The sequence below is a fragment of the Paenibacillus sp. CECT 9249 genome (assembly GCF_918697855.1).
In the GTDB taxonomy this organism is placed as follows: domain Bacteria; phylum Bacillota; class Bacilli; order Paenibacillales; family Paenibacillaceae; genus MSJ-34.
This window is the reverse complement of record NZ_CAKKLI010000001.1, coordinates 234972-248362: the sequence shown is the minus strand read 5'-3', so window position 1 is coordinate 248362 and position 13391 is coordinate 234972. Positions and strand designations below refer to the sequence as shown.

Sequence of the window (13391 nt, the reverse complement as noted above, 5' to 3'; positions counted from 1 at the left end):
AACTTTTAAAGTTCGTCTTCTTATTTTTTTGCGCTATATCAAGTCTGTGTCAGAAGTTGTCACTATTGTTGATGGCCAAGTAGCGGATGCTACAGCAAAGCCTGGTAAATGCATCTTTTTTCTCGTTTCGATGGCGAGTGGGATGATTTAGGGCGGAATTCCTGCATAATGAGTCAATTTCAAAATACCGCTTGCGGCCGACGACTCATCGTAGCGCTAACGAAACGCATAGACGCTAATCGCCTGTAAATCACCTTGTTGTTCTTTGTAATGAAACGGAAACACGCTAATGAGGGAAAAAATGCGATAAAACCGCCGATTTCCTATGAATAACGATACGTATATTCGTTAAATTGGGAACGTCTTCATTTTGAGCCCAATAAGGTTTGCCAGTTTCGTTAGCGCCAATAAGGAGCGTAGGTCCGCACGGATCACCTAGGGAGGTAGACCCTTCAATATGCGCAATAACCAACGGTGGCGAATGATGAAATTAACTCTAATCACACGCTTTTTGACTCATTTCCTGTTTGGTTGGGCAAATACATGCATGTTCGCAGGAATTGGTATTCGGTGAGTTGCCGGCCAATCACGTATGATTACTTTCATGAAATCGAATTCGCAGCCTATTTCGAGGAAACGCCGGTGGATTTGAGCCCTAATTCGTAAATGTGTACAATAAATCACACAATGACCGCACTGATCCAATCCGTCGATTTTGTTCGAAATTTCATACACAAATCGCGATATTTGAACCTTAATCCACCCTAATCCGTCTAAATGTAAACGAAAAAATCATTTTCGTTTTCTGTTCCGTTCTCTCACGTCAAAACGGTCCGCAATAAATCGACCCCCTCGCTCCGGCCGCTGAACATACCTCGTCGGTATCGCCGCAGATCGTGGTTCCGCATATCCTATCGTCCCTCGCTCGCTGCTACAAGAATAAAACGTTCCTGAGCTTCCGCTCAGGAACGTTCCTATAAATAAATATCTTTAATAACCAAATCCCTTTCCGTCGACAGGTCGATGAAACGGTCGTCGATTTGGATCAGCGGACGGAAAAAATCGTCTTTGTTGGTCATAATGATTTTGCCGACATCTCCGGTTTGGAGCACCACTTTCTTTCCGATGAAATTCGGGATCATATGCGCAATAAACGTATGCGTCGCGGTCGGATCCAGTTCCGTGAAGCTAAGCCGATGCAATTCATGCAGTACGGTCAGCAAATCCCGCTGGGCCTGCGAATTTCTGGCGGAAATCATCGTGCTGTATTCGTTGGCGATGGCGACGATTTTGGCATAGGGGTGGATTTTGTCGCCCGGCATCCCAAACGGATATCCCGACGCGTTCGCCCGCTCGTGATGCTGGAGGGCGGCCGTGGCGATCGAATATTGATACAGCGAGTTGCGGATCAGCTCGTAGCCGTAAATGGTATGTTTGGCAACCTCTTCCGCTTCTTCCTTCGTCAACGCTTCCGTTTTGTTCAATATATCCGAATCGATGCGGCATTTGCCGATATCGTGCAAAAAACCGGCATTGCCTATGATTAAGGCTTCTTCCTCTTTATAACCTGTCCAAACGGCGATATAATAAGATAGCATACCGACCTCGATGGAGTGCTGGTACGTATAATCGTCTTTATTATTCAACATGAGCAGCAAATTGACGACATCGCTCTGCTGTTTAATATGTTGGGTGAGCGGGGTAACCATTTCCTGTACCGCTTTTTTGTCGATCGTGCCGCTTCTGGCGGTTTCGTGGAATATTTCGCCGTAGCCATCCACCGCTTGGTCATAATACGGTTTAATTCTGTGGAACGCTTCTTGGGACAATTCGTCGAATTCCGTCAGAAACGATTCTTTGGATCTAGGCTCAATATCGACATATTCGATCTGATGGTTGTACAGCTTGGAAATATCTTGTTCGTTCAAGCACGTTCCTTTGGATAATACATGAAGTCCATAGGAATTGAAAATGTCCGTTAGTACTATGTCTCCTACGGAGAGTTCGGATACATGTATTTTCAACTAGGACGCCACCTTTTTTATGCCATATTTTTCTTGCTATAATGATATCAACTAAATTATGCTCTTACAATAAGGTTTCGACAGATTCATATGATTTGCGAAAATAGGACTAAGACCTAAGTATCGGAAGGGGGCCGGTATATGGCCGGCATCGATGATAACGGGTTCCAAAGACCTATGGGCATGCGGATCCGGTTGCATCGCCATCTTAAGGTTGTACTGAAACGATCTATGACGCCGTATATATGAGAGAGACGACTATCGGGGTCCTTCGCGGACGAGCGGCCGCATTTAAGCGATGAAAGCCGGCGCGAATCTTGATCGAATCCGGCAGGTAAACACGCGAGGGGAGACGCTATGAGCGAGCAACAAATTTTGACGATACTGCATACGAACGACATTCACAGCCACTTCGAGCAAATGGCCAAAATCGCCACGTTCGTGCGTCGGGAACGGCAAGGGAAAACCGGGGAGGAGACGCTGCTGCTCGATATCGGCGATCATATGGATCGGATGCGCGTCGAAACGGAAGGAACCGGCGGTCTGGCGAACGTCGAGGTGCTGAACGCAACGGGCTACGAAGCGGTCGTACTCGGCAACAACGAAGGGTTGACCTATACGCCGCAGCAGTTGGCCCAAGCCTATGCCGATCCCATCTCGTTCCAAATTATCGGCAGCAATATGGTACGCTCCGGCGATGGGAAGAGACCGGCTTGGTTGAAACCCTATGCCATCATCGGCAAAGGAGAAATGTCGATCGGCTTGATCGGAGTGACAGCCGCGTTCTCCGATTTCTACCGTTTGATCGATTGGCATGTGACCGATCCTTTGGCGGCTGTAGCGGAATGCGTGACTCGATTGCGCGGACAGGTCGATTTCATCGTCGTCATGTCCCATCTGGGCATGAAACATGACCGCATGATGGCAGAGCAAATTCCGGGCATCGACTTGATTCTGGGAGGTCATACGCATCATTTGTTTGAAAAGGCCGAACGGATCGGACAAACCTATGTTTGCGCTGCCGGCAAATTCGGACATCATGTAGGCAAAGTCGTGATCGAATTCGATCGCCTTTCAAGGCGATGCTGCGTTCTTGAAGCCGGCTGCGTTCCGGTTGACGATCTGCCTTCGCATGAGGGGATCGAGACGTTAATAAGGGGTCGCAAGACGGAAGCGGAACGGAATTTAAACGAGACGGTAGCCGAATTGGCTTGCGATCTTTCGGCGGAAACGGACGAAGAATCGTCTTTGGGCAACTTGCTTGCCGCCGCCCTGCGCAAATGGACGAAAGCGGACATCGGACTGGTCAACGCGGGACAATTTACTGCGCCGTTGGCTGCGGGCCCCGTAACGAGCGGAATGCTGCATCGCATTTGCCCTTCGCCGATCAACCCGTGCCGTATAACGCTAACGGGCGCGGGACTGCTTCGCGCGCTGGAGGAAGCGCTGCTGCCCGAGTTCACGCAACTGGAAATTCGCGGATTCGGCTTCCGCGGCAAGACGCTCGGCACATTATGCCTAGACGGGATGGAAATTATGTTTCACCCAAACAACGCCCCGTATGATAAAATTGTACAGGTTACCGTTGGCGGGGAACCGCTTGACGCCGAACGAACCTATAACGTCGGAACGATCGACATGTTCACGTTCGGCATCGGCTATCAGACGTTGAAGGAAGGTACGGACGTGCAATATTATTTGCCGGAATTCATTCGCGACCTTGTCAGAATGGAATTACAGGACGGCGATCAAGTGCGGCGAAGCCTTCAACGCCGTTGGCATCGAAGCGGAGCATAAGAACACGATAGGCGAAACGATGAAGGAGGGCTTTCTATTTTACCTCTTATAGCGGAAGGGGCATGATGCGGTATGAATTCCATACTCATATCAATCATTTTGGGCATCGTGGAAGGCTTGACGGAATTTATCCCTGTCTCGTCGACAGGGCATATGATTTTGGCATCGGAATTAATGGGCATTAACGACCAGGACGCATTGCATAAATCGTTTGAAGTCATTATTCAGCTTGGGGCCATTTTGGCCATTGCCGTCGTTTACAGGCAGCGGATTATGAATATGCTCGGCATTTACCGCACGGAATCGCGGAAATGGAACGAACCGGCGAGGAAGACGCTGAATTTGCTGCACGTCGCCCTTGGGATTGCGCCGGCATTAATCGTCGCTTTTTTCGCCAAAGATTATATTAAAAGCTTGTTCAGCGCCAAGACGGTGCTTCTCGCCCTGGTGGCCGGTGGGGTGTTCATGTTGTTCGCCGAACTTATGTCGCGCAGCAAAGTTAGAACGACGGCGCATGATATGGACGGCATTACATACAAGCAAGCGGCCATCATCGGTTTATATCAATGTATTTCCGTCTTGTGGCCCGGCTTCTCCCGTTCGGGCGCGACGATTTCCGGGGGAATGTTAAGCGGTCTTAGCTATCGAGCGGCCGCGGATTTCTCCTTCCTGATCGCCATTCCGATTATGTGCGCCGCCACAGGCTATGAACTGCTGAGCAGCTACAAAGCTATTTTATCGGGCGACCTTGGCTTTTTCGTCGTCGGCTTCATCGTTTCATTCGTCGTCGCCTATATCGTGGTTGTCGCTTTTTTAAAATATATTCAAAAAATTCAGCTTCGGCATTTTGCGTATTATCGTTTTCTGATCGCCGCACTATTTTGGCTTTTCGTGATGCGTTAAAATTTGGCAAACATGCCAATACTAAAAGGGACGGAATTTCTGCCCCTTGCCGATTGCTAAGAAATATTCACGGAGCGGAACAGGGGTTTTGTCATTGCGTTTGTTATCCATTCATGCTTGCAAGCCCGGCATGAGGCTTGCCAAAAAAATAATCAACGACGAAGGACTTGTATTGCTGGCGGAGAACGCCGAATTGACCGCTTCGATTTTGAAGCGGCTGGAGCGTTTAGGAATCGATTTCGTGTATATCGTAGACGCGATGACAGAGGATGTCGTCGTTCCCGAACTATTGTCGGAAACAACGAGGCGAGAGGCGATGCTTGAAATACGATCCCAATTTCGCAGGTTAATGGAGCAGCCCGTGCAGAAGCAGGCTTTCTCCTATCCGCAATTGGGCAAGCAATTTCGCAAGGTACTGGGATCGGTCATTGACGATTTGAGCGCCCACGAAGATGCGATGATTATGCTTACGGAAATCAACTCAACCGATCATTATTTATTTCGTCATTCCTTGAACGTATGCATGTATGCGACGCTGTTAGGCATCGCTAACGGGTATTCGCGCGATGAGCTAATGACGCTCGGACTCGGTGCGCTGCTGCACGATATCGGCAAGACGCAAATATCCGATGACATCTTGCAAAAGCCCGGACCGCTGACGGAGTCGGAATTTGCGGAGATGAAACGGCATACCGTCTTAGGTTTCCAAATGTTGAAGGACGAGCCCAATATTCCGTTGTTGTCCGCCCATTGCGCGTTTCAACATCATGAACGGATTAACGGAAGCGGGTATCCGCGCGGACTGCAGGGGGACGCGATCGATGAATACGCCAAATGGATCGGCGTAGTCGATTCATACGATGCCATGACATGTCATCGCGTGTACAGGCAAGCCCGCCTTCCGCATCAGGCGATGGAAATATTGTATACCGGTTCGGGAACATTGTACGAGCAGCGCATGCTGGAAACGTTTCGGGACAAGGTAGCCATCTACCCGCTAGGAATCGACGTGCGGCTAAACACGGGGGAGAAGGGCGTCGTTGTACGGATTCATCCGAGCAACCCGCAGCGTCCGGTCGTGCGCGTGCTGCAGTCGCCCGACAATACCGTGCTCTCGGCTCCTTACGAGATCGATCTGTCCACCCGCCTGAATTTGATCATTACGGAAGTGGGTTAGATCGACGTTGCATGCTTCGATCGGCACAAGTCGTTTCGCATGAAACCTGGCAACGCGCCAGGTTTTTTTCGAGTTTCATCGATGGATAGCCAAGCCGCGGAACGAACATCGACCGTAGGGAGCATAGCAGTTGAGAGAAGCAGCCGTGAAGGGCGTTTTTTGGCGATGGGGCCATTGGATCGGGCTATTTGAAAGATTTGTTTCAGGCAACGTCGACCGGCACCGTATTTATGATACTGATCATTTTTTGCGTCGTGTTCGGCATTTCGATGGACTACGAAGTATTCCTCATTTCGCGCATCGCCCAAGAATATGAAACATCGGGCGATAACATGCGTAGTACTGCTAAAGGACTGATGAAGACCGGAGGCATGATTACGAGCGCCGCGTTATTTTAATTACGGTGGTCGGAGCGTTTATTTTCACGGATAATGAAATGATGAAAGCGGTCGGTTTAGGGCTTGCGACGGCGGTGTTGCTGGACGCAACGCTGGTTCGTATTTTTCTCGTGCCGGCTTTCATGAAACTGATGGGAAAGGCGAATTGGTGGGCGCCCAAATGGATGAACCCGATTCGTCCCCGGTCAAAATAACGGAATAGGAACGGGTGTTTGCAAGATGAAGAATGGAAATAGTGTAGCAGAAGCATTAACGGCGCAGCCTTTATCGCCGGAATACGATCCGTGGGATCCGATTCGTTCCCTGCAAATGTACGGCAAGCATGTATTGACGAGCGTCGAGATGACGGTGACGAATTTATGCAATATGCGGTGCGAGCATTGCGCGGTCGGATACTCGCTATCCGTGACGGAGGGAGAGCATATTCCGCTTGAACTGATGTTGAAGCGGCTCGATGAAGTAGAGCATTTGGAAACGATCAGCATAACGGGAGGAGAACCTTCCTTTCAACGGAAAACGGTGGAACAATACATGATCCCGTTGCTGAAATACGCCCGCGAACGTGGCGTCCGCTCGCAGCTTAATTCGAACGTCACGTTGGATTACGAACGGTACGAGGCGCTCGCTCCTTACTTGGACGTTATGCATATCTCCTTCAACTATACGAGCGCCGAAGACTTTCACGCGGTCGGTTTCGCCCGTACGGGGCATGAGGTCAATTACAACGCCGCGGCGAAGCTGTATGAAAGAATGATCGAGAACGCGCGCAAGCTGAGCGCGGCGGGTATGTTCGTATCGGCGGAATCGATGATCAATTACCGCACGCATCATAAGATCGTCGAAATTCATCGGCTCATCGACGAGATGGGCTGCCGCCGGCATGAAGTGCATCCGATGTATCCGTCGGCGTTCGCATCCAATTTGCCGATGCTGTCGCTGGACGAAATGCGCGCAGCCATTCATCGGCTGCTCGACGGCCGCAATCCGGAGTTATGGATGCTCTTCGGGACGCTGCCGTTCTTCCGCTGCAATGACAACGACGAGGACCGGCGGTTGTTGCGGCGGCTGCAGGCAGAACCGAATGTAACGCTCCGCAACGATCCCGACGGGCGCAACCGGCTTAATGTCAATTTGTTTACCGGCGATGTGTTCGTGACCGATTTCGCCGCAATTCCTTCGTTCGGCAACATCCGCGAACAGACGCTTGATTCCGTTTTTAACGAATGGTTGCGGAAGCATCCGCTTGCCGCGCAAGTGAACTGCCATTGCCCGGCTGCGAACTGCTGCGGACCGAATCTGCTGGTAGCGGATATGTACTACAAAAATATCGACTTTACAACGAGAATCGCATTTCCTGACATCGTATAACGAGATGATCTACGGGAAAGGTTGTGAGTTATGTCTGTCAAGCAACTGATTGTCATTGCGCTCGGTCTCGGCTTTTTGTACGGGCTGTTCACGGTCGGCGCGCCCTTTCTGCTCGCGATTGTGCTTGCCGTGCTGCTCGAGCCGATCACCGCGTTTTTGATGCGGTCGTTGAAACTGAAGCGCATTCCTGCAGCGACGTTGACTTGCACGGTATTCCTCCTTCTTCTGATCGGCGGCATTTATATCGTCGGCGCGCAAGTATTCGTCCAATTTATGAACTACTGGCAATACGCTCCCGTCTACTTTCAAGACGTACAGGCTTATATTCAATCCGCGTTCGCGCAAGCGCAAGGATTGTACCAAAATTTCTCGCCGGATGTCGCAGGCTCCATCGAGCAATTTTTGTCCGGATTGAGCGGTCAGCTCGGGAAAGTGGTTAACACGTTGTCGCAAACGTTTCTGTCTCTTGCCAAAGGCATTCCGGGATTGTTCGTGTTCTTCATCGTATTCTTGGTAGCCGTTTATATGTTCAGCTTCGGCATGGGGACGATGAGAGCGTCGATTCTATCTTTGTTCGAGGAAAGGTCCCATAAGCAAGTGAACGAAGTGATGAGCAGCTTGAAACAATCGATCTTCGGCTTCATTCGCGCGCAAATCATACTGAGCTTGTTTACCTATATTACGACATTGGCAGGACTGTTAATATTGCGGGTCGAATATCCGCTGGCCATCGCTTTGCTTGTCACGATTGTAGATATTTTGCCGATTTTGGGCGTCGGTTCGGCATTGGTTCCGTGGGCGATCTATTGTCTGCTGACGGGAGACTGGTTTGTCGGAATCGGTTTGATCGTCTTATTTATCTTCATTACCGTACTGCGCCGCGTCATCGAACCGAAAATATTGGGCGATGCCGTCGGAATCGGCGCTTTGTCCGCGTTAATCAGCCTTTATGTCGGATTTAAACTGGTGGGCGTTGTCGGACTGTTTCTCGGTCCGCTCGTCGTCATTATTTATCAGGCGATGCGCAAAGCGGGACTGCTGCAAATCAAAATCAGGTTTTAAATCCGCAACGGCAACCAAACGTTTCATCGTTGTTTTGTGACAAACCTTTCAAGCTTGTCGGGCTTGGAAGGTTTTTTTGTCTAAAAAAAGCGGTCACTTTCATGGGCGAACGTCATATGTTAGTAAAAGAAAACGGAAGCGAAGCGAATCGCAAATCACTTTTTAGGAGGTCGAAAAATAGTGAATTCGCAGGTTAGATATTACTACCCTTTTATCGGACCTTTCGATCCATGTCCGCCGATTAGGGTGAAATCGTACGTTGTCCCGCCGAATCAATTCATCGTGTTTCAGCCGCCGAATTTACCGCAGTTTCCGCTGCGTGAGGCGCTTAAGCGGGGAACGTTATGGCCGGCGCTCTACAGTCCGTACGAGTCGAAATGGGGGAAAGGGAGGTAATCCGCTATGGAAACGGAAAACCGTTTGGACGAAAGATATTATCAAATGCTGGAGCAATTGCAAACGTTGGATTTCGCCCTTGTTGAACTTTCTCTTTATTTGAATACGCATCCGACCGACGCAAACGCCATTAAACAATTCAACCAGTTGGCTCAAGAGCGGATGCAATGCGCTTATCAATTCGAGCAGGCATACGGTCCGCTGATGCAATTCGGGCACAGCTTCTCCAAGTATCCATGGCAATGGGTGGAGAGTCCTTGGCCGTGGCAGGTGTAAGCGCGGTTCGCCCGGTTGTCATATCTAAATAAGGAGGAACGTATCCATGTGGATCTATGAAAAAAAATTGCAATATCCGGTGCGCGTCAGCAAGTGCGATCCGCATATGGCGAAATTGCTGCTGGAGCAGTACGGCGGAGCGGACGGCGAGCTTGCGGCAGCATTGCGGTACTTAAATCAACGGTATTCTATTCCGGATCGGGTGATCGGCCTGCTGACGGATATCGGCACGGAAGAATTTGCGCACTTGGAAATGATTGCGACGATGGTTTACAAACTCGTAAAAGACGCGACGGTGGAGCAGATCAAAGCGGCGGGATTGGACCCGCATTATGTCAATCATGACAAGGCGCTGTTTTATCAAAATGCCGCCGGAGATCCGTGGACGGCTACATACATTCAGGCTAAGGGCGATCCGATCGCGGATCTCTACGAGGATATCGCAGCCGAAGAAAAAGCCCGCGCTACGTATCAATGGCTGATCGATATGACGGACGATGTCGATTTGCAGGACGGGCTGAAGTTTTTGCGCGAACGGGAAATCGTTCATTCCCTTCGTTTCCGGGAAGCGGTCGAAATATTGAAGGACGAGCGGGATAAAAAGAAGGTGTTTTGAGAATACGAAAAATGGCAGCATCTTACGCCGAACTTGGTTCAGGCAGAAGATGCTTTATTTTTTATGCGCGGCGTTATCGAAAGTTTTTTGGCAGGGTAACGGTATTGGGGGTAACGCGGATAAACAGTCCATTATTCCGGTTCTGACGACTCGGACCTCTCTTTATCCCGCCCTTCTGTCGATATCCCCCTCATTCAGTAGTTTGATTCAGCGATCTGTGGCTCGATATCCCCCTCATTCAGGCCAACGCAGATACGATTCAAATCACGGAACGACGGTCCCCGGCAATGCCGGCGCGGCACGATCGCGGCGGACCCGGTATCTTTCTGAACGAAAGGGATTTCCACAAAAGGCGAAAAAAGACGATCCGCTTGCGGCAATGAGCAAGAGTGAAAAAGCCCCCTCCATTCGACGCGGAAGAGGCTTTTTGCTGTGCTCACCGGCTTTGAAACGCCACTTTCAATCCGAGTCCGATATAGATGGCCCCTACAAATTTGCCGCTCCAGCGGCCGATCCAGGAGATACGCTTGATCAAGCGCCCGAGAACGCCGACGCTCATGGCAATGAGCGTTGTATAAACCGCGCTAAGAAGTACGAAGATGAGGCCAAACGCCAAAAATTGCGGAATCGTCGGCCCTAGTTCCGGATGCACGAACTGGGGCAAAAACGCCAGGAAGAAGAGGGCGGTTTTCGGGTTAAGAATTTCCACCATAATGGCTTGACCGTAAGAACGGAAAGCCGACACCGGGGCTACCTTCGGCATCTCTGGATCTGCGGGCTTCTCCAATATCGCGCGAATTCCTAAGTAAATCAAATAAGCCGCTCCCGCAAATTTGACAAAATTGAACGCGACCGCGGAAGTCATCAAAATCGCGGAAAGCCCTACCGCCGCACATAGCGTATGAATCAAATCGCCGGTCGCGATCCCAAGCCCGGCCATCACTCCCGCTTTGCGCCCGCCCTGAGCCGTACGGGTCACGACGAGAAGAACGGCCGGCCCCGGCACAAGAAAAAGGCCGATTACAATCACTACAAAAGTGCTCAACGTAGTAAGATCGAACATATTGTTTCCCCTCCACATCACATCGTGTTTCCAATAAATTTAGAGGTAATTATAACAAAAATCGCGCGTTAGTAAAATAGCCTTGGCAAACGTGCCGAATTAACGGTAGCAAACATAGATAAATCGCATATTCGCTTCAATCGTATTATAATGGAATACATAGGTTAAGTAATCGAAAGGCAGGGAGTTCGCATGAACGAACGGGATCATCATATCAAATTGACCGCTTATTCGAGCAAAGGAGGATGCGGCTGCAAAATCGGACCGGGCGAATTAAGCCAGGTGTTGCGGGACATTCCGCAAGGGACGCCGAATTCGAATTTGCTTGTCGGACTGGAGACGAGCGACGACGCGGGCGTGTTCCGCATCAATGACGAACTGGCGCTGGTCCAGACCGTCGATTTTTTTACGCCGATTGTGGACGACCCTTATTCGTTCGGGCAAATCGCAGCCGCCAATGCGCTCAGCGACGTATACGCGATGGGAGGGAAGCCGCTGACGGTTCTTAATATTGTCGCCTTCCCGATTACAAAGCTCGACAAAAGCGTGCTTGCCGCGATATTGCGCGGCGCCGCCGACAAAGTAAGCGAAGCCGGAGCAACGCTCGTAGGAGGGCATTCCATCGACGACAACGAACCGAAATTCGGATTGGCGGTAACGGGGACGATTCATCCGGACAAAGTGCGCACGAACGCGGGCGCCAAACCGGGGGACAAGCTGATACTGACAAAACCGATCGGCGTAGGCATCTTGACGACTTCGATCAAGAAGGATCAGCTGAACGAAGAAGAAATCAAGCGGGTCACCCAAGTGATGACGACATTGAATAAAACAGCTGCGGAAGCGATGGAACCGTACGCGGTGAACGCTTGTACGGATGTAACGGGCTTCGGACTGCTCGGCCATGCCGCGGAGATGGCAAAAGGAAGCGGCGTAGGGCTCCGGATCGACCCCGGCCAAGTTCCGGTCTTGCCGCGGGTCCGCGAACTGGCGGAAGCGGGCTTCGTACCGGGAGGAACGAAGAACAACTATGCGCATGTGCAAGATACGGTGACGTTCGCTTCGCATCTGGATCAAACGGATCGATGGATCCTTTGCGATGCGGTAACGTCGGGCGGACTGCTTATCGCCGCCGCCCGGGAAGGCGCCGACGATTTGCTGGCTGCGCTCCGTCAGGCAGGGGTGGAAGCAAGGATCGTCGGCGAAGCGGTCGCCGAACATCCGGGGCGTATCGTAGTGGGTACGATCGAGTAGAACTAGAAAAAGGAGTGCCGCTCGATGTTTCAAGACATAACGATCGAACAATTGCGAGAACTTCAAAACGCCGGAGGCGTTCGTCTCATCGACGTTCGCTCTCCGGGGGAATTTGCGGAATTTACGATACCGGGAAGCGTCAACATTCCGCTCTTCGATGACGAGGAACGCGCCGAAATCGGCACGATATATAAGCAGATAAGCATCCAGGCTGCCAAGGACCGCGGCCTGGAGATCGTTTCGGCCAAGCTGCCGCATTTGGTGAGGCAGTTCCGGCAAATCGAAGGAAGGAAGGCCGTATTCTGCTGGCGCGGCGGCATGCGCAGCAAAACGACGGCAACCGTCCTTTCGTTGATGGGCATACAAGCCGATCGCTTGTCGGGAGGAATCCGCGCCTATCGGAATTGGGTCGTGGAGACGCTGGCGAATTACGATCTGCGTTCGCAAATGATTGTCGTCGCCGGCCGTACCGGAACCGGGAAGACGGAAATATTGCGGCACCTGGCGAAGTTCGGGTATCCCGTGATCGAACTGGAGCGACTCGCGCAACACCGCGGATCGGTATTCGGGCATATCGGCATGAAAGCGAGCAACCAGAAAACATTCGAGTCGCTGCTTGTACAGGAATTGGAGAAGTGGCGCGACACTCCGTATATCATTATCGAGGCGGAGAGCAAACGGATCGGCAAGGCGGTTTTGCCCGATTTCCTCGTCCAAGCGAAAACTAACGGCATCTCCATCTATGTGGACATGCCGTTAGCGCAACGAGTTCGCAATATTATGGAAGTGTACAAGCCGCAAGAGCGCAAGCAGCAATATATTGAGGCGTTTCAAAAGATTAAAAAGCGAATCCATACGCCTGTCGCGGCTCTCATCGAATCGCTGCTGGGCGAAGACCGGTTCGAAGAAGCGATATCGCTTCTGCTTGAGCATTACTACGACCCGCGTTACGATTACGCTGCCGGCAATCAAGCGCAAATCGTTTGCGAAGCGGCGGACGTAGCCGATGCGGCCAGCCAAGTCGCCGAACAAATCAGACGCTTGCATCCATAGCGAA

At 51.1% G+C, this 13391-nt stretch carries 14 protein-coding genes; 12 read left to right on the top strand and 2 right to left on the bottom strand.

The window, feature by feature from the left end; all coding sequences use genetic code 11:
• Window positions 1–974: 974 nt before the first annotated feature.
• Window positions 975–2024 carry an HD domain-containing phosphohydrolase gene (locus LQ229_RS01180; protein ID WP_230190731.1) on the bottom strand — a complete coding sequence of 350 codons (1050 nt, stop codon included), beginning with the start codon at window positions 2022–2024 and terminating at the stop codon, window positions 975–977.
• A gap of 357 nt (window positions 2025–2381) precedes the next feature.
• On the opposite strand from LQ229_RS01180, the gene LQ229_RS01175 reads away from it, so the two are divergent.
• The 10 genes from LQ229_RS01175 to LQ229_RS01135 all read left to right on the top strand — a co-directional run bounded on the left by LQ229_RS01175 (window position 2382) and on the right by LQ229_RS01135 (window position 10017).
• Complete coding sequence (locus LQ229_RS01175; protein ID WP_230190730.1) at window positions 2382–3821, top strand: bifunctional UDP-sugar hydrolase/5'-nucleotidase; 1440 nt, start codon at window positions 2382–2384, stop codon at window positions 3819–3821.
• Window positions 3822–3893: 72 nt separating this feature from the next.
• A complete protein-coding gene (locus LQ229_RS01170; RefSeq protein ID WP_230190729.1) occupies window positions 3894–4724 on the top strand; it encodes an undecaprenyl-diphosphate phosphatase in 831 nt (276 codons plus the stop codon).
• Between the two features lie 94 nt (window positions 4725–4818).
• A complete protein-coding gene (locus LQ229_RS01165; RefSeq protein ID WP_230190728.1) occupies window positions 4819–5901 on the top strand; it encodes an HD-GYP domain-containing protein in 1083 nt (360 codons plus the stop codon).
• A gap of 188 nt (window positions 5902–6089) precedes the next feature.
• Window positions 6090–6299, top strand: coding sequence for an MMPL family transporter (locus LQ229_RS27250; RefSeq protein ID WP_356709180.1), 210 nt, complete (start codon window positions 6090–6092; stop codon window positions 6297–6299).
• A 5-nt stretch (window positions 6300–6304) separates the two neighbouring features.
• The gene (locus tag LQ229_RS27245; protein ID WP_356709177.1) at window positions 6305–6493 is read left to right on the top strand and encodes an MMPL family transporter; all 189 of its coding nucleotides are present in this window, start codon (window positions 6305–6307) and stop codon (window positions 6491–6493) included.
• Window positions 6494–6518: 25 nt separating this feature from the next.
• Entirely contained in the window at window positions 6519–7667 is a 1149-nt protein-coding gene (yfkAB, locus tag LQ229_RS01155) for a radical SAM/CxCxxxxC motif protein YfkAB (protein ID WP_216537301.1), read from the top strand.
• Window positions 7668–7697: 30 nt separating this feature from the next.
• Complete coding sequence (ytvI, locus tag LQ229_RS01150; protein WP_216537302.1) at window positions 7698–8729, top strand: sporulation integral membrane protein YtvI; 1032 nt, start codon at window positions 7698–7700, stop codon at window positions 8727–8729.
• A gap of 180 nt (window positions 8730–8909) precedes the next feature.
• On the top strand, window positions 8910–9125 hold the full coding sequence (locus LQ229_RS01145) for a spore coat associated protein CotJA (protein WP_216537303.1): 216 nt from the start codon (window positions 8910–8912) through the stop codon (window positions 9123–9125).
• 6 nt (window positions 9126–9131) lie between these two features.
• Window positions 9132–9401, top strand: coding sequence for a spore coat protein CotJB (locus LQ229_RS01140; protein ID WP_216537304.1), 270 nt, complete (start codon window positions 9132–9134; stop codon window positions 9399–9401).
• Window positions 9402–9447: 46 nt separating this feature from the next.
• The gene (locus LQ229_RS01135) at window positions 9448–10017 is read left to right on the top strand and encodes a manganese catalase family protein (protein WP_216537305.1); all 570 of its coding nucleotides are present in this window, start codon (window positions 9448–9450) and stop codon (window positions 10015–10017) included.
• A gap of 436 nt (window positions 10018–10453) precedes the next feature.
• Here the strand turns inward: LQ229_RS01135 and LQ229_RS01130 are convergent, their stop codons facing one another.
• Complete coding sequence (locus LQ229_RS01130) at window positions 10454–11080, bottom strand: LysE family translocator (RefSeq protein ID WP_230190727.1); 627 nt, start codon at window positions 11078–11080, stop codon at window positions 10454–10456.
• 192 nt (window positions 11081–11272) lie between these two features.
• Between LQ229_RS01130 and selD the strand changes: the two genes are divergently transcribed.
• Window positions 11273–12334 carry a selenide, water dikinase SelD gene (gene selD / locus LQ229_RS01125; RefSeq protein ID WP_216537307.1) on the top strand — a complete coding sequence of 354 codons (1062 nt, stop codon included), beginning with the start codon at window positions 11273–11275 and terminating at the stop codon, window positions 12332–12334.
• A gap of 24 nt (window positions 12335–12358) precedes the next feature.
• Window positions 12359–13387: a tRNA 2-selenouridine(34) synthase MnmH gene (gene mnmH, locus LQ229_RS01120; RefSeq protein WP_216537308.1), complete on the top strand. Its 1029-nt coding sequence runs from the start codon at window positions 12359–12361 to the stop codon at window positions 13385–13387.
• Window positions 13388–13391: the final 4 nt, after the last annotated feature.

Coding starts and splice junctions, on each gene's coding strand:
- LQ229_RS01175 (WP_230190730.1), top strand. CDS start 2,382: ATGAGCGAGCAACAAATTTTGACGATACTGCATACGAACGACATTCAC.
- LQ229_RS01170 (WP_230190729.1), top strand. CDS start 3,894: ATGAATTCCATACTCATATCAATCATTTTGGGCATCGTGGAAGGCTTG.
- yfkAB (WP_216537301.1), top strand. CDS start 6,519: ATGAAGAATGGAAATAGTGTAGCAGAAGCATTAACGGCGCAGCCTTTA.
- ytvI (WP_216537302.1), top strand. CDS start 7,698: ATGTCTGTCAAGCAACTGATTGTCATTGCGCTCGGTCTCGGCTTTTTG.
- LQ229_RS01140 (WP_216537304.1), top strand. CDS start 9,132: ATGGAAACGGAAAACCGTTTGGACGAAAGATATTATCAAATGCTGGAG.
- LQ229_RS01135 (WP_216537305.1), top strand. CDS start 9,448: ATGTGGATCTATGAAAAAAAATTGCAATATCCGGTGCGCGTCAGCAAG.
- LQ229_RS01130 (WP_230190727.1), bottom strand. CDS start 11,080: ATGTTCGATCTTACTACGTTGAGCACTTTTGTAGTGATTGTAATCGGC.
- selD (WP_216537307.1), top strand. CDS start 11,273: ATGAACGAACGGGATCATCATATCAAATTGACCGCTTATTCGAGCAAA.
- mnmH (WP_216537308.1), top strand. CDS start 12,359: ATGTTTCAAGACATAACGATCGAACAATTGCGAGAACTTCAAAACGCC.